We start from the raw sequence: 20051 nt of genomic DNA on the forward strand, positions 1-20051 counted from the left end.
AGTGTACAGCAATAGCTTCCTAAATTAACAAGCCGTTTTTATCCTTGAACTTTGCTTGGTGTGGAGGTATAACACGCACCCCATTCGTTAAGTAAGATAGAGACTCATGAGCACACCATTCTGGCAAAATAAGAAATTAGAACAAATGACGGAATCGGAGTGGGAGTCGCTTTGTGATGGATGCGGTAAGTGCTGCTTACACAAGTTAATGGATGAAGATAGTGATGAGGTCTATTACACCAATGTCGCTTGCAGTTGGTTAAACAGCGATACCTGCTCATGCAAGGATTATCCAAACCGTTTCAATTCTGGTGAGGAGTGCTTAAAACTGACGCGTGATAAAATTGATGAATTTAACTGGTTGCCGGATACGTGCGCCTATCGTGTACTGTCAGAAGGCAAAACATTGCCGCAATGGCATCCTTTGATTACCGGCTCCAAAGAGGCGATGCACGCCGCGCAAGAAAGTGTTCGCAACAAAGTCGTTTATGAGATTGATGTTATCGACTGGGAGGATCACATCATCAATCATCCAAACCGCAATTAATATCCAATAGAAATCTAAAAGACTAGAGAAGCAGTAACAAACCTCCTACTGTTGCCGCGGCGGAAAAATATTTCCCTGCGGAATAGGAGCTATCATCTTCTTCTGGTTTTTTATCTGGATGATCTAATCCCAAAGCACCATGAGCAAATGATTCCACTTTGCCAGTCACGGTTTTCTCTTTGTTTTCTAACTTACTCTCTTTGTCGAGTTGTTGCAGCGCTGCGAGCAAGGCTTTGCCTTCATCAGACAAAGTGACGGTATTCTGCTCCACTTTGAGCGGGGCAGAGGGGGGGGATGCCGCTGTAGAATTTGCTTGAGCCTTAACTTGCTGGAGTGAATGCAGTTGCGCTGAGCTTGTCCCTACCGGTGTCATACTTCTCTCCTATAAATGCCATCAGTTAATGTATCGACAGATTTATGAAAAACTTGTGCAAAAAATTCGCAATTTGTATGAAGTATGTACAAGCAAAAAACGCGCCTACTTTATATGAAAAGAATAAGCAGGCCCGTTATTCGCCGCTAATTAGTCGCAAGTGAGATCTGTGTTGCGATTCTTTATCTGTTGATAGGCTTGCATGCGATGCTCTGCTTGAACATAGGCGGTAGGAATTGGCAGTACAGTGAGTTGGAAATCAGGATACGACGTCTGGGTATCCTCTACGGGCGTGATGATGGCAATCTTTAAATCAGGATTTCGACGAAGGATAGAATGCGCCGTGCCTAAACCCTGCTCGGTGTGGAACTTGCCTGCGATGTGCATCACCTGAGCTGTCGGGTGGTTTTGTAAATAATCCACCATGCTTTCTGCCATCGTTTCATCCCAAGTGAGCTGAGCTGCGTACTGTTTTTCAGTTTGCTCTTTTGAACCGTGGTGCATTGATTCCATGAACTTCGCTTTGTAGGGAGAGGCTGAGGTGTCAATTTGGTGTGCAACCTGAGCCCGCTCTACTGGCGTTAATTTATCAAGGTATTTGATTCCCACTTTGCCGATACAACGTACGAAAGGTTTAGGCGCATTAGCGGCAATGACATTCAACTGCTGTGATTTTGCAAATTCAACCAGTGGGCGGTAGTCACTTTGGTAGTTTGGCCACGCTCTGGTCTGAGAAATAAGGTATTGTTCGCCGATTTCTCCTGCTAGATAGCGGTTCAGTATCTCTTGTTCATCGCGTGAAAATTGTTCCATAGACAAGGCTACATGGGTGTTTTCGCGGCTGAGTTGTGCCAATAGCTCGGTTTGGAAGCGATGAATGGCTGGGTGTGTATGCCACTCACCGACTAAAATGATATCGGCATTTTTTATCTCATTCGGCAGCGAATTGAGATTCAATGGTTTGCCGCTAGGGGTAGATAATTGGTAGTCATAAAAGTGAGCAATGGGCTTCGGCTGGTGCGAAGCACAGCCAAAAAGTGGTAATAGTAGAGCCAGAGAAGTAACTAAGCGCATGAGTGTCTCCATTTTGAATTTGGCATAATAATGGAGACACTGTGGATTTGCAATATAATGAGAATTATTATCAACTAACTTTGCGGTAAACGCTGATCATAAAATCGGCCTCACAATTAAATTGCTCAGCTTGCTTTAATTGCGCTCTTAGCTCATCACTGGCCCGCCATGCAAACGGCGTCATCTGTAATAAATCAAAAGCATCGTTACCGCTTAATGCCATGGTGTAGTGCAGTTTTTGTTGCTCTACTAATGTAAACCCAGCTATCTCTTCTGCGGTTTCATCATGCAGTTGAACATTAGGATAGATCCCTTCTTTTAACTGATAGAGGTGCCTTGCCGCGGGTGTAACGGTAATCACCACTCCTTGGTTTTGAATACAGCGGTAAAGCTCTTGCGCTTTACAGGGCGCATAAATTCGTAATATACCGGCTAGGGAAGCATCGTCAAAGGGCAAGCGGTGGCTGGAGGCAACGACAAAGTTGACTATAGGGTAGCGCTTTGCTGCATAACGTACGGCGATTTTAGAGATATCTAACCCATAGGTGACCGATTGTATCGAGTGTTGTGCAAGCGTTTGAGCGACAAATTGGGTGTAGTAACCTTCGCCGCAGCCAATGTCTAAAAACTGATAAGAAGAATCTTGCAGATATTTACTGCACAACTGAGCAACCGTCTGACGCATCAGATCGTAATGTCCACCTTCAAGAAAACGGCGACGAGCTTGCATCATCTCTTTATTATCACCCGGATCTTTTGAGCGTTTATGATGTGCAGGCATCAAATTGACGTAGCCCTCTTTGGCTATATCAAATTGATGATTATTTTCACATTTCAATATTTGCTGCTGTTGCAACAGAGGTTGCTGGCAAAGGGGGCACAGATACGCCATGAAGATCTCGCTTGAAAAACAAAGGTGCCAGTTTAGCGTCTGCGGCTAGAAATAAAAAGGACAGCGTGATTTCACTGCCCTCAGCATGAGTATGATGACGGAAAATTCGCCAAAAAAGCTTAGTTGGAAAAAACCGTCGTGACGAGCTGATGGCTTTCACCTGGTTGCAAGGTTTTTCCAGCGGACAAGCAAGGGGCATGCAGTGTAGATTCAACACACAGCATCGTTTGATAACCATCGTCAGGCATATCGGCCATTGATTGAGCGCCTTGAGCCCATGGGTTCCACAAGACGGCAGAGTTGTGTCCAGAGTTTTCAACCACTAACGTGCGATTCAAAACAGGATCTTGGACCTGAATTTGTGCTTCAGGCGCGGTATAGACGCGATCAATCGTATCGGTGAGGATGAGTGTTGAACCACCTTGACACATTTTTGCATCTTGTAAGCTGTCTATATATTCAACGCCCATACCTGTAGTAGTGGTCTGGGTAATATTACCAACCTTGAGGTAGCTGTGCAGCGCTGCAGAAAACGTCCATGCTTTCTCATCCGTATTGGTCGTTTCTAAAGTGACTTTTAACTTGTCACCGATTTCAACATAAAGACGGGTTTTGAATTGAAATGGCCAAATAGCCAGTGTTTGGGGCGAATGGTCGAGCCCTAACACGATAATGACGCCCTGCTCGTTTTCTCTATGTTCAATCAATGCCCATTCATTGGTGCGTGCGAAACCATGGGCTGGTGCAGCAATACGGCCAAACCATGGCCAACAAACAGGGATCCCGCCTCTTAGAGCGGCTTTACCGTCAAAAATGGCCGTGTCACTCATCCAAATGAGCTCATCTTGTCCTTTAGGAGTGAATGAGATGACATGGCCGCCATGCAGTGTAATTCCGGCGGTTGCTTTGTCATGAATAACGCGAACAATTTTAACGCCCTCTTTCTCAACGATAGTGACGTTGTCAGAAAGATAAGTCAGGGTAGGGAGAGATTGCAGATCCATAAATTCGATACCTCATGCCATTCCTACCGGATAATTGAGTAAGGAATGGCTCGGATTGTCTAACGCAGCCCCAAAAATGAAAGGGACAGATACTAAAAAGGCGACACAATGGCCGCCTTTTTGTTCTCAACGAATTTCTTCGCTAAACACTACGATTATTTAGAAACGTGAGCGATTAGGTCTAGAACTTTGTTTGAGTAACCGATTTCGTTGTCGTACCAAGATACAACTTTAACGAATTTGTCAGTCAGTGCGATACCAGCTTTAGCATCGAATACAGATGTGTTGATTTCACCGATGAAGTCTTGAGAAACAACTGCATCTTCAGTGTAGCCTAGAACGCCAGCGAATTCGTTTTCAGAAGCGCGCTTCATTTCAGCACAGATTTCTGCGTAAGATGCTGGGTTTTGTAGGTTAACAGTTAGGTCAACTACAGAAACGTTCGCTGTAGGTACGCGGAAAGCCATACCAGTCAGTTTGCCGTTTAGTTCTGGGATTACAACGCCAACCGCTTTAGCTGCGCCAGTTGAAGATGGGATGATGTTTTGAGAAGCACCACGACCACCACGCCAGTCTTTCGCAGAAGGACCATCTACAGTTTTTTGAGTCGCTGTAGTTGCGTGAACAGTAGTCATAAGACCAGACTCGATGCCCCACTTGTCGTTAAGAACTTTAGCGATAGGTGCTAGACAGTTTGTAGTACAAGAAGCGTTAGAAACGATGTCTTGACCAGCGTAAGAAGCGTGGTTAACACCCATTACGAACATTGGAGTCGCGTCTTTTGAAGGACCAGTTAGAACAACTTTTTTCGCGCCAGCAGTGATGTGCTTACGAGCGGTTGCATCGTCTAGGAATAGACCTGTTGCTTCAGCAACCACGTCAACACCGATTGCATCCCATTTTAGATCTTCTGGGTTACGCTCAGCTGTTACACGTACAGTTTTGCCGTTTACAACTAGGTTGCCAGCTTCAACTTCAACGGTACCGTTGAAACGGCCATGAGTTGAGTCATACTTTAACATGTATGCCATATAATCTACGTCGATAAGGTCGTTAATACCTACAACTTCGATGTCGTTGCGCTCTTGCGCTGCACGGAATACGAAACGACCGATACGGCCAAAACCGTTAATACCTACTTTGATAGTCATTATAGTTGCTCCACAACTTAATTTCTGATTAAAGATAACTGGTAGTAAAATTACAGAATCCAGTAAATGTCTGCAACAGATAATCGGACTTAACTTGTTTAAAGTCAAAAAAAAGCGTCGCTTTTTTTCACAATTAATCGTAAGTGATTAAATTTTAAACTTTATACCGCTTCTGTTTACTTTCAGTTGGCGTAAAATACTTTAGCCTTCTAAGGCAGTTAGAAATTACATACCTACCATTTCATGGTGAGAAAGTATGTGCTACAAAGAGTGGAGTATGCAAGTTTTTGGCATAAAAAGTACCAGTTCAATATTGAGAAGAAGGGAAGTTTTGTAAGTGAAATCGAAGATTGAGAATAATGTTAAGCCTGATGAATACTGGCGTGAAAGACTAACGGATGATGAGTTTTATGTTTGCCGTCAACGCGGTACAGAAGCCCCGTTTAGTGGCAAGTTATTACATAATCGTGACACAGGTGTGTACGCGTGTACCTGTTGCAGCAGCCCGTTATTTGTCTCCAACAATAAGTATGATTCGGGGTGTGGTTGGCCAAGTTTTGATGCACCGATCAATGATACTGCAATCCGCTATCTTGAAGATTTAACGCATGGAATGATTCGAACTGAGATCCGTTGTGCGGTGTGTGATAGCCATCTAGGGCATGTTTTTCCCGATGGACCTCAAACAACAGGTGAACGATTTTGTGTCAATTCAGTGTCGTTAATTTTCAACAAAAAGTGAAAAAGCGGTGAACTTATCACCGCTCTTTGTTTTATGATTACATTTTGTTAGTTGGCAAAGTCGAGAGGAATGAGCTCTGGTTTAAACTGTCCATTTTTGATAGCGTCAACGATTTTTTCGGCGATATCGTCGAGTGCATCAAATTTTTCTTGATCAAACCCGTACAGCAATTTGAGTTCTGTCTCTGAAGCAACCGGCACATTGAATGTTTTTCCTACCATCGCCCAAATGTAAGCTTTTTCTTTCTGTTTGAGAATTTGGTTGGTACTGGCAAGAGATTTGATAGCATCAAGGTTGATACTGCCTTTTGGGCTGAGTTCTAAGGTTCGATGGAGCAAATAGATTGCTTTTTCTCGATCCCGTTGAACATAAAAAGTAGCGAGAGCGTATTGCATTTCTGCTGTATCTAGCTCGGGTTTACCTTCACGTTGTAAGAATTTTCTTTGTGCACTTTTATCACCAATCTGACTCCAGAGAAAGTATAAGGTTTCCGCGGAGCTGGATGACTGAAGCTCTTTTTCAATCTGCTCTAAATCTTTCCCTGTATTGACGAGTGCTGAAAATCGACGTTGTTTGAGTTCCGTTTGATCAATCGCTTGAATTTGTGAAGCGAGCTCGAGACATTTTCGATAAGCTTGAACTAATCCGTATTCTTTAATCTTGTTGCTATCGCTTGGATTTTTAAGTACTTCAAATCGATGCCAGATGAGGTCCGTACGTGGAACTCTACATTGCCCATCATTTATATTGAGCCTTTCACAGCGCAAATTAGGATTATCAGCACATAGCTTATCGGTATCTCTGTTATTCTCAAAGCAGCCACTTATAAGAAGTGATAGGCTGAGAATCATGGGCACTTTTATCAAATTCATAATATTAGCTTGTGATCAAATACACTTATTTATTGGGCTTGCCTTGACTCAATATCATGGCAAGTTATGTTTGTGACGAATTCGTTAATTAAGGATAGACCATGGATGCCGATCAACTCATTAACGCCATCACCCCCGAAGCTTACAAGCGATTAATGCACGCTGTTGAAACGGGTAAGTGGCCTGAAGGTACACCACTTTCACAAACACAGCGAGATTCATGCATGCAAGCTGTGATGTTGTATCAATCTAAGCATAATGTAGAAGCGGACCATATGACAGTTGCCGCTGGTGGAGAAATCAGTTTTAAGTCAAAAAATGAGCTTAAAAAGCGCTTTCAAAACGGACAAGACGATATTGTTCGAGTCAATCCAAACCACGAATGAGTCTATTTGACTTGTACAGAATACAAAAATCCCCAATTCATTGAGTTGGGGATTTTGTTAATGAGGGGAAAATATATTGTGGGTGCTTAAAGCTATAAGCTCATTTCACCACGTAATACTTCCTGCATTTTCTGCTTCACTTCTTCATAAGAAAGATTCTGGCTCAGTAAATAGTGAAGCTTGGCTAAAGCGGCTTCGGGTGTCATGTCGTAGCCGCTGATCACGCCTGCTTCTGCAAGAGCACAGCCTGTCGCGTAACCGCCCATGTTGACTTTACCTGCTAAGCACTGAGTTAAATTCATGACGATCACGCCACGTTCTGAGGCTTCTTTTAAATGCGCTAATAGTTGCGCATTTTGAGGTGCATTGCCCACACCAAAAGTCAGCAAAATCATCGCGTTGACTGGCTGTAATAAGGTGTTGCGGATCACTTCGTGAGAGATGCCAGGGTACATGGTAATCACACCGATCGGTTGTGGTGTAATGTTATGGACTCGGAAGGCTCCTTGCGGCTGTTCGCCAACTTTAACGTTACTGCTGATTTGAATATTGATCCCAGCTTCTAACAGCGGAGGAAGGTTCGGCGAGGTAAACGCATTAAAACCATCGGCGTGTGATTTGACACTGCGGTTACCCCGCATCAACTGATTATTGAAGAATAACGTCACTTCATTGATGGGGTAATTAGCGGCGATGTGCAACGCATTAAGTAAATTCGCTTGTCCGTCAGAGCGCAATTCGGCCAACGGAATTTGTGAGCCTGTCACAATGACGGGTTTACCCAAGTTTTCCAGCATGAAAGAGAGTGCCGATGCCGTGTAAGCCATGGTATCCGTACCATGTAAAATCACAAAGCCATCGTATTTGTCATAATTATCTCGAATATCGTTGGCGATTTGTTGCCAATCTTCAGGTGTCATGTCCGAGGAGTCAATCAGAGGGTCATATTCATGAATGGTGAACTCAGGCATTTCAGGGCGCTGAAATTCAGGCATACTTGCGAGTTGTTTTTCCATGAAGCCCGCAATAGGGACATAACCATGGTCGGATTTTAGCATGCCGATAGTACCGCCAGTGTAGGCGATGTAGATATGTTTTCTTGCCATAGCTAGAAATCACTCGTGTAGGGGAACAGAGCGGGGGATTATAGCGTATTCACTTAATATAAAAAGGGGCGCTCAACACAAAGCGCCCCAATGGTTTTTAGTCATTATAGATTGATATTGCTACTGAACTTGGCAGTTTAGGCAGAACGCATATTGCCCTTTCGGATCATTAAAATGGTTGAGTAAGCTGGCATCTTGCACCCATTGTTTTGCTACAGGTTGCAGCGACGCAGGCACTAGCGTTGATACATCAAAACCGAAGCGAACTTGCACTTGATTCATGATGTCTTGCAAGAATTGCTCAGCGGGTGAAAGGGGTTCTTCTACCCAATAAATATTGTAGGTCTCTAATTTTGCCAGTTGTGCTGCGAGCTTAATGGCATCATCAAAGTCACCCATTTGGTCGACTAAGCCATGAACCATGGCATCTTGTCCTGTCCATACGCGGCCTTGCGCGACCTGATCGACTTGTGCCAATGAAAGGCCACGGTTCTCTCCCACCAAACTGATGAAACGCTGGTAACCATGGTTAATGCCCAGTTGCAGTGCGTCGGCCACGCCTTTTGTTAGCCCTGTGGTGACACCGACACCAGAAAAAGGTGAGGTTCCTACGCCATCGGTATAAACCCCCAATTTATTGAGTCCTTTTTCGAATGTGGTGATGACACTAAAAATACCAATTGAACCGGTTAACGTGGTTGGCTGCGCGACAATTTTATCTGCACTCATTGAAATCCAATAACCGCCAGATGCTGCAAGGCTCGACATTGAGACGACAACCGGTTTGCCTGCGTCTTTTAACGCTTGAATTTCATTACGAATAACTTCGGAGGCAAAGGCGCTGCCTCCTGGGCTGTCCACACGCAATACGACGGCTTTGACTTTATCATCGTTACGCGCTTGGCGAAGTAATGCGGCGGTGGTATCACCACCGACTGTGCCTCGTGGGTGATCTCCATCCATGATGGTACCACTAGCCACGATCACGGCTACATCGTCCATATCAGCGTTAAACTGTGGCCTAATGGTGGCTTGATATTCGTAGTAACCTACGGCGTTGTAGCTATCTTCTCCATTGCTGCCAAATGTTTCGGCGAGCGATAGGCGCATTTGTTGGCGAGTGGCCAATTCATCCACTAACCCTAATTTTAATGATAAAGCAGCGAGATCACCCTCACTCGCTTTTAATTGCGTCAGAAATTCATCCATTGATGGGTTTAACGTTTTCCCGTCAATCTTACGGTTGGTCGCTACGTCATCAACGTACGCTCCCCACAACTGCGTTAACCAGCGAGAGGCGGACTCTTTTGCCGCGTCGGACATATCGTCACGAATAAATGGCTCAATGGCTGATTTATAAGTCCCGACACGGAAAACGTGCGTATTAACGTCCAGCTTTTCCAGCAAAGTTTTGTAGTACATTGAATAGGCACTGTAGCCTTTCAGCATCACTGCGCCATCCGGTGCCAAATAGACTTTATCGGCGTAGCTTGCCAAATAATATTGGCTTTGATTATAGAAATCTCCCACCGCGTAGATGGGTTTGCCCGTGGCTTTAAATTCGTTCAACGCTTTAGCAATGTAACGTAGCTTAGTGAGGTTGGTTTCAGGCATTTCTCCGAGAGCGAGCACAATGCCTGTGATTTTCGCATCGTCTTTCGCATGGCGAATGGTCTCTACTACATCAAATAATACATTTTCTTTGGGTAAGTCTTTGCCAAAAAATGAACCAGTCATTGAATCCATCGGATTGATGTAAGAACTCTGTTCAACAATCGGTCCCGATAAGTTCATTACTAATGCGGACTCTTTTTCTATGGTGGGCAGGGGAGAATCGGCATGCACATACAAGAAATAAATCAGTGCAATACTGAGCAAAAAGAACAGGTTGGTTAAGGCTAAACGAATAAAAGTAATGATTTTCCAAAAACCTTTAAATATCAAGCCGATAAATCGAAATAGTGATCTCATTGTTTCTCCACTGCGGCTATTCGCAAGCGTGTTAAATGAATAAAGGGGATTACCCTTGAGATATTAATGGCTTACATCCTACGTGATCTAGTATACCCAAACAACCGCAAGATTGATCGGTGTTACAAAAATGTAAACACTTGTTTGATTTTTTTTGTGGGCAATAATATTCTGGTCAGACCATAACGCATAATTATAAAAGTGAAGTCGCCATGTACCAACATCTGTTAGAGCCTTTGGATTTAGGATTTACTCAGTTACGCAACCGTGTATTGATGGGATCAATGCACACGGGATTAGAAGAGCACAAGGAAGGGCTCCATAAGCTGGCCGCTTTTTATGAAGAGCGTGCAAAAGGTGGGGTTGGGCTGATTGTGACGGGCGGGTTTTCACCTAATTTGCGCGGTCGACTTCACCCTTTCAGTGCCGAATTTAGCAAAGCAAAACATGCGCGTGCACACCAAGTCGTGACTGAAGCTGTGCATCGCCAAGGTGGAAAGATTGCCTTGCAACTGCTGCATGCAGGCCGATACGCAATGCACCCTTTTGCCCAAAGTGCTTCGGCGATTAAAGCACCTATTGCGCGTTTTGCGCCGAGTGAAATGAGTGCCCGTCAGATAAAAAAAACTATTGATGCCTTTGCCAGCAGCGCTGAATTAGCTCACCTTGCAGGATACGATGGTGTCGAAGTGATGGGCTCGGAAGGGTATTTGATCAACCAATTTATCTGTAAACGCACCAACATGCGCTACGACGATTGGGGCGGTAGTTACGAAAATCGTATCCGTTTACCCATTGAGATAGTGAAAGCGATTCGCGCAGTGGTTGGTAAAGAGTTCATCATCATTTTCCGCCTTTCAATGCTGGATTTAGTCGAAGAGGGCAGCACTTTTGAAGAGGTTTTAATACTCGCGAAGGCACTTGAACAAGCTGGCGTGACCATTATCAATACGGGCATCGGTTGGCATGAAGCGCGCGTTCCAACGATAGCGACTCAAGTACCACGTGCTGCTTTTACTTGGGTAACGGAAAAAATCCGCCCGCATCTCTCTGTACCCGTTGTGACCTGTAATCGTATCAACACTCCAGAAGAAGCAGAAAGAATATTAGCAACGGGTCAAGCGGATATGGTGTCGATGGCGCGTCCGTTTCTTGCCGATCCAGAATTTGTTGCCAAAGCGGAGCAAGGAAAAGCCGCGCTGATCAATACATGTATCGGCTGTAACCAAGCTTGTTTAGATAACGTATTTAAAGGCAAACGAGCCAGTTGTCTCGTCAATCCGCGGGCCTGTTATGAAACGGAAATGGTTATTCGTCCAGCGGCTCAGCCGAAAAAAATGGCGGTGATTGGCGCAGGTCCGGCGGGGCTTGCTTGTGCGACTACATTGGCTGAGCGTGGGCATCATGTTGATCTGTTTGAAAAAAATGATCGCATTGGTGGTCAGTTCCGTTTGGCGATGCAAATTCCCGGCAAAGAAGAGTTTCGAGAAACCATTCGCTACTTTGCAAATCGTATTGATCAAACCGGTGTACATCTGCATTTAGATACTGACGTCAATTTTGATATGCTCGAACCGTACGATGAAGTGGTGATGGCGTCGGGTGTCGAGCCGAGAAAAGTCAAAATTGAGGGTATTGATAACCTAGAAAAGGTGCTGGATTACCAAACGCTGATCCGTGAAAAAACGCCCGTTGGCGAAAAAGTTGCGATTGTTGGTGCTGGTGGCATTGGTGTTGACGTCGCCACTATGCTGACTGAGCCGACAGAGCATACACTTGATGATTGGCTGCATGATTGGGGCATTGATAAAGAGATTACTTATCCCGGTGGTTTATACCCATTCCCTGATGGTATGAGTGAGAAAACGGTGTGGCTATTACAGCGTAGAAAAGGGCGTGTAGGTAAAGGCCCTGGTAAGACCACAGGTTGGATCCATAAACGCACCTTAGAAAAGCGTGGAGTGAATCTACTGGGTGGTGTCGGTTATGAAAAAATTGCCGCTGACGGTTTACATATCACGCTTGACGGTAATCCTTTGCTGTTAGACGCCGACAAAATTGTGATTTGTGCTGGGCAAGAATCGGTACGTCCTTTTGAAGATAAATGGGCATCATTGGGTGAGAAGATGCATGTGATTGGTGGTGCCGATTATGCTGGTGAGCTTGATGCTGTGCGTGCGATTCGTCAGGGGGTCGAGCTGGCGATCAAGTTATAATCTGTGGTCCAAGCTAGGTGGTGGTGTTATCAATTGGAGTGATCAGCCAGCAATCGTAAAACAACAAAAGGCGCAAATCGCGCCTTTTGTCTTTGCTACGTCCGTGAAGAACAGTCTTTGCTATAAAATGACCGTTTTGTTGCCATAAACAAAAACGTGATCGTTGATGACTTTGTTCAAGGCCTTACTCAGCACATTTTTCTCAACGTCCCGTCCAGCTTGCGCCATGTTTTGCGCGCTGAATGTGTGATCAACTGGGATCACGTCTTGCTTAATAATCGGGCCTTCATCTAAATCATTAGTGACAAAATGCGCCGTCGCACCAATGATTTTCACACCGCGCTCGTACGCTTGCTGGTAAGGTTTTGCACCAATGAATGCCGGTAAAAAGCTGTGGTGAATATTAATAATTTTGTGATGGTACTTATCGACAAAACCAGGAGTGAGTACCCGCATGTATTTGGCGAGGACCAAATAGTCGGCTTGGTATTGGTCTAGTACTGCCAACAATTTCTGCTCATGTTCCTCGCGGTTTAGTCCTTCGTGAGAAACATGGTGATAGGGGATATCAAACTTTTCGGTCAGATTTTGCAGCGTATCGTAATTGCCAATCACTGCAGCAATATCGACATCCAAGCTGCCATCATAATTCTTAATCAAAATATCGCCCAAGCAATGTGCTTCTTTAGTCACCAAAATAACGATGCGTTTGCGCGAAGAATCAATCAGTTTACGCTTTGCGTGTGCAGGCAAGGCTTGGTCAAGGTCGGCTAGAAGGGTGGTGTCGTTAAAGTAGCCTTCCAATTCAGTACGCATAAAAAAGTGACCACTGATGTTATCAACATACTCATTGTTATGAATAATATTGAGTTGATGTTTATAACAGATGTTCGTGATTTTCGAGATAAGTCCGGGCGCATCACTACAATGAGTGAGCAGTGTTTTTCTTTCCATTATTAATTACTTCCGTGCATGATTTTTTTCGTTCTAAAAACTAATTCGTGAGCGAGTAAACGGTGAGGCACCCCGCAATATAGGGGCTATAATTAATCTATTATTAAGTTGGTTTCAATATATAAACGGGTTCACCGTTAGGCTTTTGCTAATTTTCTTCCTCACAGAGTGTCTTAAGGCGGTATTTATGGATAGAGAACTCCTCGCACGAAAGCTGTATATGGAAAGAGTGAGTGCATTGATGGGAGACCATCAAATTGACGAAATCATTTTGGAAGACATGTGGGAGAGCCGAGCATCACCCGCCGAGGCGGCAAAAGCAATGACCCAAACGGAGAGTGGGTACGAAGGGCCAGCTTGGTTATCTCGTTACCTCAATCGCAAATAGAACACACCTAACTGGCGCGGGTTGCACTTGGATTCGCGCCAGCTCATCAAACCTGACATAATGCCCCGCAACGAATACTGATACCCACTTTTTGATGATTGCAAAAACCTTCTCTTCACAAGGCGCATTAGGCAAAGCCATTGCTGGTTTTCAAGCGCGGCAGGCGCAAATTGACATGGCTGAAGCGGTCGCTAAAGCGATTGCCCAGCAATCGCAATTAGTGGTTGAGGCAGGGACTGGTACAGGCAAAACCTTTGCGTATCTGGTACCGGCGCTGCTCAGTGGTAAAAAAGTCATTATCAGCACGGGTTCTAAAAACCTGCAAGAGCAGCTTTTTCATCGTGATTTACCCTTGATGATTGATGCGCTCGGTTTCTATGGCAATGTCGCGCTATTAAAAGGTCGAGCAAACTATCTGTGCCTTGATAGGCTGAGCCGCCAGATGGTAGAAAGCCACACCAACCAATCTGATCCACAGCTGCTGACTCAATTAGTGAAAGTGCGTCGTTGGTCATCGGAAACCAAAAGCGGTGATTTAGGCGAATGTGAAGAACTGCCTGAAGACAGTGCCATTATTCCAACGATTACCTCGACCAACGACAATTGCCTTGGCAAAGAGTGCCCAAGTTACGTCGATTGTTTTGTCTCGAAAGCGCGCAAAAAGGCGATGGACGCTGATGTGGTGGTGGTCAACCATCACCTTTTTCTAGCCGATCTAGCGATCAAAGAAACCGGGTTTGGTGAGTTGATCCCCGAAGCCGAGGTCTTTATCTTCGACGAAGCGCATCAGTTACCGGATATCGCCAGCCAATATTTTGGTCAATCAGTCTCCAGTCGCCAAGTTCAAGAGCTGGCGAAAGATATTGAAATCGGCTATCGCACTGAAGCAAAAGACATGCGCCAATTGCAGAAAGTGGGCGATAAACTGGTGCAGTCAGCGATGGATTTACGCATTGTGTTGGGTGAACCCAGTTTTCGAGGCAACTGGCGTGAGGCGTTAGCTTCACCATCGATTTCGCGAGAATTAGCGCGTTTGCGAGACAGCTTAGATTTTGCTATCGATGTGTTAAAACTCGCGTTAGGTCGCAGTCAGTTATTGGATACCGCATTTGAGCGCGCCAACTTAATCAAAGGACGAATTGATCGAGTGTGTGATGTCTCTATTACTGGTTATTCCTATTGGTATGACACCACGCCGCGTCATTTTAGTTTACACATCACCCCACTTTCGGTGGCCGATAAATTTCACGAACAGGTGCAACAAAAGCAGGGCGCATGGATTTTCACCTCCGCTACTTTGGCCGTAAACGACGATTTTAGCCATTTCACTCAGCGTTTAGGACTAAAGCCCCAAGCTCAGTTTTCATTGCCAAGCCCGTTTGACTATCAGCAGCAGGCGCGGCTGTGTGTACCACGCTATTTACCTGAACCCAATAGCCCAGGCCTTGCCGATAAATTGGTGCGTATTTTGTCGCCAGTGATTGAGCAAAACCAAGGCCGCTGCTTCTTTTTGTGTACTTCCCACAGCATGATGCGCGAGTTAGGTGAACGTTTTCGAGAAGTGTTAACCGTGCCAGTGCTGATGCAAGGGGAGACGAGTAAACAAAAAACGTTGGCCGAATTTATGGAATTAGGTAATGCCTTATTGGTCGCGACAGGGGCGTTTTGGGAAGGGATAGATGTTAGAGGTGACGCATTAAGCTGTGTTATTATCGACAAACTTCCATTTACCGCACCGGATGATCCGCTGTTGAAAGCGCGAATTGAAGATTGCCGAATGCGCGGTGGGGATCCATTTGCGCAAGTACAACTACCCGATGCCGTCATCACCTTGAAACAAGGGGTCGGGCGTTTGATCCGCGATAAACATGACAAAGGTGTACTGATCATTTGTGATAACCGTTTAGTCACCCGTGACTACGGTGGGTTATTTCTTGCCAGTTTACCGCCCATTCCACGTACGCGGGATTTGGACAAAGTAAAAGATTTCTTAAGTCAAATTTCAGTCACGACACCCGTAACTATTAACAACAATTAGAGACAGTAATGAGCGCAAAGATCCTTGCCTTAGACACAGCAACAGAGAACTGTTCTGTTGCTTTAATGATGAACGGCAAACTGTACGTTCGCAGTGAAGTTGCCCCTCGCGATCACACAAAGAAGATTCTACCCATGGTGGATTCCGTCCTCAAAGAAGCGGGCATCACCTTACAGGAACTCGACGCGCTAGCCTTTGGCCGTGGTCCGGGCAGTTTTACCGGAGTACGGATTGGCATTGGAATTGCACAAGGTTTAGCATTCGGTGCTGATTTACCTATGATAGGTATTTCGACCCTGGCAGCGATGGCACAAGGCAGCTATCGTTTACAGGGTTACCAGCAAGTGGCGTGTGCAATTGACGCTAGAATGAGTGAGATTTACTGGGGTCGTTATACACGTCAAGAAGATGGCTCTTGGCAAGATATAGATGCAGAGTGCGTCATTGCTCCTAATACTCTTGCTGAGCAAATCAAAGCTGACAGCATCACTTGGGGCTGCGCTGGAACGGGTTGGGCGGCTTATAAAGAAGAGTTAGATACGTTGCCTATCTCGTGTCAAATGGGGGAAGTATTGTACCCAGATGCACAGGATATGGTGTTTCTTGCTCAGTACGAGTTTGCCAAAGGAAACACGCTAACGGTGGAAGAGTCGAGCCCTGTTTACCTGCGTGATAACGTGGCTTGGAAGAAGTTACCGGGCCGAGAATAATCAGTGAAAAGCAAGGCGTTGCATTCGTCTTGCTCTAATTGAATAGGAACAGTATGGTTTCAATTAACGGTTTACCTCCTGCGATAGTGCCCGGTAGCAATAGGGCTAATCGCGCAAATAAGAACAATGGGGTAAAGAAAAGCGATGCCAAAACCGGAGTAGGCCAACCTACTAAGGTGGCGAATGCTGTTTCTCATTCAATTCGTCATGTCGATCCATCAGAGATTCATCGGGCTAATCTGGAATACGATCTTCCAGAAGGCCGAGCAAGAAAGGCGATGGAAGGGTACATGGACGTGATGAACCAAGCAAAAAAAGAGGAACTTGCTCAACTGCTTGGGGTCGATATCTACATCTAATCCAACAAGGTCATTATGATGCGATCTTTTTCCACTTCTAAAACGTTACTATTGTTATCGTCCACATTGCTGCTTGGTGCATGCTCAAGCTTACCGGATGATCTTCGTGCCAGTAGTGAGGCCGTGATCACCGATTACGCCACTTGGGTCAATACGCCAACCAATGAGCAAGATGAAGTCCGGCTGGGCGGCGTCATCGCCAGTGTGACTAATTTGGCGGATAAAACACGGATTGAAATAGTCAATTTGCCGATTAGCTCATCAGGCCGACCGGATATCGACCGCGAACCGCAAGGGCGTTTTGTTGGCTATGTTGACGGGTTTGTTGACCCAGTGGCTTATGCGAAAGATCGTTTGGTGACGCTAGTGGGAACCAGCCTTACTCCAGAAAAAGCCAAAGTAGGTGAGTTTGAATACACTTTCCCAACCATGGCCGTAAAAGGGCTACATTTGTGGCGAGTTGAAGAAAGAGTGGTCGTGAATGATCTCGGTACTTATATGTACCCTTGCCACAGCTTATATTGTCGTCAAATGTACATTGGTGCTCGTGAAGGGCGCGTGGTACAAGAAGTGAAATAGCGATGCAACAAAAACAGTACTCTCTTGCGCAAGGAATGATTGCGACTCAAGAGGTGGGAAACGCACAAACGGCCGACTTATCGGTCGTTTTTTTGCATGGTTGGTTAGATAATTCATCCAGTTTTCTTACCGTTATCAAAGCGTTAAGTCACCTTAATCCACAGTTACACCTTTGCGCAATCGATTTACCGGGACATGGCCTTTCAAGCCATAAAGCCGACGGTCATTTTTACCCATTTCATGACTATATTGATGATATTTACTCATTTTTGCTCAACTTATCGCCAAACAGGTTAGTGATCGTAGGGCATTCCCTTGGTGCTTTAATCGCAAGTTGCTATAGTGCCGCCTTTCCTGAGCAAGTCGCAGGATTAGTTCAAATCGAAGGAATGGCTCCATTGGCTGAATCGCCACTAGAGGGTGTGGCCAGGCTGCGCAATGGCGTACTCAGCCGCCAGCGGATTCGGCGTAAGCCTCGTCGTAGGTTACCTAACTTAGAATACGCTGTTGCTCGCCGAGCCGAAGTCAACCAGTTAGAAGCAGCCTTGATCCAACCCATCGTTATTCGAGGGGTTGAGCGGCGCAATGACGAGTGGTATTGGCGTCATGACCCACAGTTAAACAGCGATTCCTTGTATCGCATGTCGTATGAGCATGCTCAGCACATAATGGCGCACATCCAATGCCCACAACGTGTGATTCTCGGTACACACGGTTTTTCTGAGTTACGAGCCGCTCGAGGCTATTTCGCCGATGATCGGCAAGAGATGTTCACTATTTCTGGTGGTCATCATTGCCATCTTGAGCAACCTTCGCAAGTCGCCGAACTAATTTTTGGCTTAGTTAACAAAATTTAAACAAGTGTTTGAGTGTTTCGTGCTCAAGCGCTTTGGCTGTGCTGTAATAGCGCACATAAAAATATCGCCGTAGAGCAGCCGCCAATAACGAGGAGTATTACCGTGGAGAAACCTTGGCTTTCACGCTATCCAACTGACGTACCTGAATTCATCAACCCTGATCAGTACCTCTCTTTGGTCGAAATGTTTGAGCAATCGGTTCATAAATATGCCGATCAACCAGCCTTTATGAATATGGGTTCGGTCATGACTTTTCGTAAACTGGAAGAGCGCAGCCGAGCATTTGCCGCCTATTTGCAAAATGAGCTAAAGCTGAAAAAAGGTGATCGTGTCGCCTTAATGATGCCTAACCTATTGCAGTATCCGGTCGCGTTATTTGGCGTATTACGAGCCGGGTTGATTGCGGTGAATGTTAACCCGTTGTACACCCCGCGAGAGCTTGAACATCAACTGAATGACGCCGATGCAAAGGCGATCGTCATCGTCTCGAATTTTGCCAATACCTTAGAGCAAATTGTTGAAAATACCTCGGTAAAACATGTGGTATTGACCAGCCTTGGACAGATGTTACCTAGAGCAAAAGGGACGTTGGTTGATTTCGTTGTGAAATATGTGAAAGGGATGGTGCCAAAATATGACTTACCAGGTGCCATTTCCATGCGTAAGGCGTTGCACAAAGGTCGCCGTTTACAGTATGTGAAGCCTTTTATGTCTGGCGACGACATTGCATTTTTGCAATATACCGGTGGTACAACCGGTGTGGCAAAAGGGGCAATTCTGACCCACCGCAACATGATTGCGAATGTGCTCCAAGCAAAAGGGGCATATGGCCCAGTATTGGCCGAAGGCCGCGAACTGGTTGTGACGGCATTACCGCTTTATCACGTATTTGCACTGACCGTAAACTGTTTACTGTTCGTCGAAATGGGTGGGCGTAACCTATTGATTACTAATCCACGCGATATTCCAGGCTTTGTCAAAGAGCTGCAAAAGTACCCATTTACTGCCATTACGGGGGTGAATACGCTGTTTAATGCGTTGGTCAACAACGAAGATTTCCATGAACTTGATTTCAAAAATCTTAAGCTTTCTGTTGGTGGTGGCATGGCGGTACAGCGCGCGGTGGCCGATCAGTGGAAAAAAGTGACGGGTATCCACCTGCTTGAAGGTTACGGTTTGACTGAATGTGCACCACTGGTGACAGGTAATCCTTATGATTTAAGTGATTATTCGGGAGCCATTGGTTTACCCGTTCCTTCAACCGAAGTGCGTATCGTTGATGATGAAGGCAAAGTGTTGGCTTATGATCAAGTCGGTGAGTTGCAAGTGCGTGGCCCACAAGTGATGCAAGGTTATTGGCAAAGACCGGAAGCGACGAAAGAAGTGATTGATGCCGATGGTTGGCTCTCTACAGGCGATATCGTCAAGTTTGATGAGCAAGGAATGGTCTATATTGTCGATCGCAAGAAAGACATGATTTTAGTCTCTGGATTCAACGTTTATCCTAATGAGATTGAAGATGTGGTTGCACTGCATGGCAAAGTATTAGAAGTGGCCGCTATCGGCCAGCCTCATGAAGTGTCTGGTGAAATCGTCAAGATTTATGTGGTTAAGCGTGATCCGAGCTTAACCAAAGATGAAATCATTGCCCATTGCCGTAAACATTTGACTGGCTATAAAGTGCCTAAGTTGATTGAGTTTAGGGAAGATTTACCAAAGAGTAATGTGGGTAAAATTTTACGCCGCGTACTTCGTGAAGAAAATGATGCGGCAATTGAACAAACAAAACGTGCCTAAGCATCAAGTCAGTATGAAAAAATAGTGCTAGAATG

Annotated in this window: 20 protein-coding genes; 11 read left to right on the forward strand and 9 right to left on the reverse strand. The window is 45.3% G+C overall.

Translation table 11 applies throughout. The features are described from left to right. The first annotated feature begins 106 nt into the window (after positions 1-106). Positions 107-547, forward strand: a complete 441-nt coding sequence (locus EXZ60_RS02055) for a YcgN family cysteine cluster protein (protein ID WP_010317229.1) — start codon at positions 107-109, stop codon at positions 545-547. Between the two features lie 22 nt (positions 548-569). Here EXZ60_RS02055 and EXZ60_RS02060 read toward each other — a convergent pair whose 3' ends face one another. The 5 genes from EXZ60_RS02060 to gap form a co-directional block, all read right to left on the reverse strand. Further along, complete coding sequence (locus EXZ60_RS02060; RefSeq protein ID WP_017044563.1) at positions 570-920, reverse strand: hypothetical protein; 351 nt, start codon at positions 918-920, stop codon at positions 570-572. A gap of 150 nt (positions 921-1070) precedes the next feature. Then, a complete protein-coding gene (locus EXZ60_RS02065; protein WP_170888644.1) occupies positions 1071-2006 on the reverse strand; it encodes a ChaN family lipoprotein in 936 nt (311 codons plus the stop codon). Between the two features lie 58 nt (positions 2007-2064). Continuing rightward, positions 2065-2886 (reverse strand): 23S rRNA (guanine(745)-N(1))-methyltransferase, encoded by an 822-nt coding sequence (gene rlmA / locus EXZ60_RS02070; protein WP_277435207.1) that lies wholly within the window; start codon positions 2884-2886, stop codon positions 2065-2067. A 119-nt stretch (positions 2887-3005) separates the two neighbouring features. Next, complete coding sequence (locus tag EXZ60_RS02075; RefSeq protein WP_170888646.1) at positions 3006-3890, reverse strand: D-hexose-6-phosphate mutarotase; 885 nt, start codon at positions 3888-3890, stop codon at positions 3006-3008. A gap of 155 nt (positions 3891-4045) precedes the next feature. Further along, positions 4046-5041 (reverse strand): type I glyceraldehyde-3-phosphate dehydrogenase, encoded by a 996-nt coding sequence (gene gap, locus EXZ60_RS02080; protein WP_010317219.1) that lies wholly within the window; start codon positions 5039-5041, stop codon positions 4046-4048. 337 nt (positions 5042-5378) lie between these two features. On the opposite strand from gap, the gene msrB reads away from it, so the two are divergent. Next, positions 5379-5783 carry a peptide-methionine (R)-S-oxide reductase MsrB gene (gene msrB, locus EXZ60_RS02085; protein ID WP_013857228.1) on the forward strand — a complete coding sequence of 135 codons (405 nt, stop codon included), beginning with the start codon at positions 5379-5381 and terminating at the stop codon, positions 5781-5783. Between the two features lie 47 nt (positions 5784-5830). Here msrB and EXZ60_RS02090 read toward each other — a convergent pair whose 3' ends face one another. Beyond that, on the reverse strand, positions 5831-6655 hold the full coding sequence (locus EXZ60_RS02090) for a DUF2989 domain-containing protein (RefSeq protein WP_013857227.1): 825 nt from the start codon (positions 6653-6655) through the stop codon (positions 5831-5833). Between the two features lie 101 nt (positions 6656-6756). Between EXZ60_RS02090 and EXZ60_RS02095 the strand changes: the two genes are divergently transcribed. Beyond that, a complete protein-coding gene (locus tag EXZ60_RS02095; protein ID WP_013857226.1) occupies positions 6757-7041 on the forward strand; it encodes a DUF1315 family protein in 285 nt (94 codons plus the stop codon). Positions 7042-7133: 92 nt separating this feature from the next. Here the strand turns inward: EXZ60_RS02095 and ansA are convergent, their stop codons facing one another. Further along, positions 7134-8147, reverse strand: coding sequence for an asparaginase (ansA, locus tag EXZ60_RS02100; RefSeq protein WP_017044568.1), 1014 nt, complete (start codon positions 8145-8147; stop codon positions 7134-7136). Positions 8148-8267: 120 nt separating this feature from the next. Further along, positions 8268-10118: a signal peptide peptidase SppA gene (gene sppA, locus EXZ60_RS02105; protein WP_277435208.1), complete on the reverse strand. Its 1851-nt coding sequence runs from the start codon at positions 10116-10118 to the stop codon at positions 8268-8270. A gap of 212 nt (positions 10119-10330) precedes the next feature. Here sppA and EXZ60_RS02110 point away from each other — a divergent pair, with 212 nt between their 5' ends. After that, positions 10331-12334 (forward strand): NADPH-dependent 2,4-dienoyl-CoA reductase, encoded by a 2004-nt coding sequence (locus EXZ60_RS02110; protein ID WP_277435209.1) that lies wholly within the window; start codon positions 10331-10333, stop codon positions 12332-12334. A 120-nt stretch (positions 12335-12454) separates the two neighbouring features. Here the strand turns inward: EXZ60_RS02110 and purU are convergent, their stop codons facing one another. Continuing rightward, entirely contained in the window at positions 12455-13288 is an 834-nt protein-coding gene (gene purU, locus EXZ60_RS02115) for a formyltetrahydrofolate deformylase (RefSeq protein ID WP_194566073.1), read from the reverse strand. 187 nt (positions 13289-13475) lie between these two features. Here purU and EXZ60_RS02120 point away from each other — a divergent pair, with 187 nt between their 5' ends. From EXZ60_RS02120 to fadD, 7 genes are all read left to right on the forward strand, one after another. After that, the gene (locus EXZ60_RS02120; protein ID WP_010317192.1) at positions 13476-13676 is read left to right on the forward strand and encodes a hypothetical protein; all 201 of its coding nucleotides are present in this window, start codon (positions 13476-13478) and stop codon (positions 13674-13676) included. Between the two features lie 94 nt (positions 13677-13770). Next, positions 13771-15714, forward strand: coding sequence for an ATP-dependent DNA helicase (locus EXZ60_RS02125; protein WP_010317190.1), 1944 nt, complete (start codon positions 13771-13773; stop codon positions 15712-15714). An 8-nt stretch (positions 15715-15722) separates the two neighbouring features. Continuing rightward, positions 15723-16424 (forward strand): tRNA (adenosine(37)-N6)-threonylcarbamoyltransferase complex dimerization subunit type 1 TsaB, encoded by a 702-nt coding sequence (tsaB, locus tag EXZ60_RS02130; RefSeq protein ID WP_277435210.1) that lies wholly within the window; start codon positions 15723-15725, stop codon positions 16422-16424. A gap of 53 nt (positions 16425-16477) precedes the next feature. Continuing rightward, complete coding sequence (locus EXZ60_RS02135; protein WP_277435211.1) at positions 16478-16783, forward strand: chromosome partitioning protein ParA; 306 nt, start codon at positions 16478-16480, stop codon at positions 16781-16783. Positions 16784-16798: 15 nt separating this feature from the next. Next, complete coding sequence (locus EXZ60_RS02140) at positions 16799-17362, forward strand: Slp family lipoprotein (RefSeq protein WP_277435212.1); 564 nt, start codon at positions 16799-16801, stop codon at positions 17360-17362. Positions 17363-17364: 2 nt separating this feature from the next. Then, positions 17365-18219, forward strand: coding sequence for an alpha/beta hydrolase (locus EXZ60_RS02145; protein WP_277435213.1), 855 nt, complete (start codon positions 17365-17367; stop codon positions 18217-18219). 102 nt (positions 18220-18321) lie between these two features. Continuing rightward, on the forward strand, positions 18322-20016 hold the full coding sequence (fadD, locus tag EXZ60_RS02150) for a long-chain-fatty-acid--CoA ligase FadD (RefSeq protein WP_026028639.1): 1695 nt from the start codon (positions 18322-18324) through the stop codon (positions 20014-20016). Positions 20017-20051 lie beyond the last annotated feature (35 nt).

This window comes from Vibrio sp. 1151_11 (genome assembly GCF_029478525.1).
Lineage (GTDB): Bacteria > Pseudomonadota > Gammaproteobacteria > Enterobacterales > Vibrionaceae > Vibrio > Vibrio anguillarum.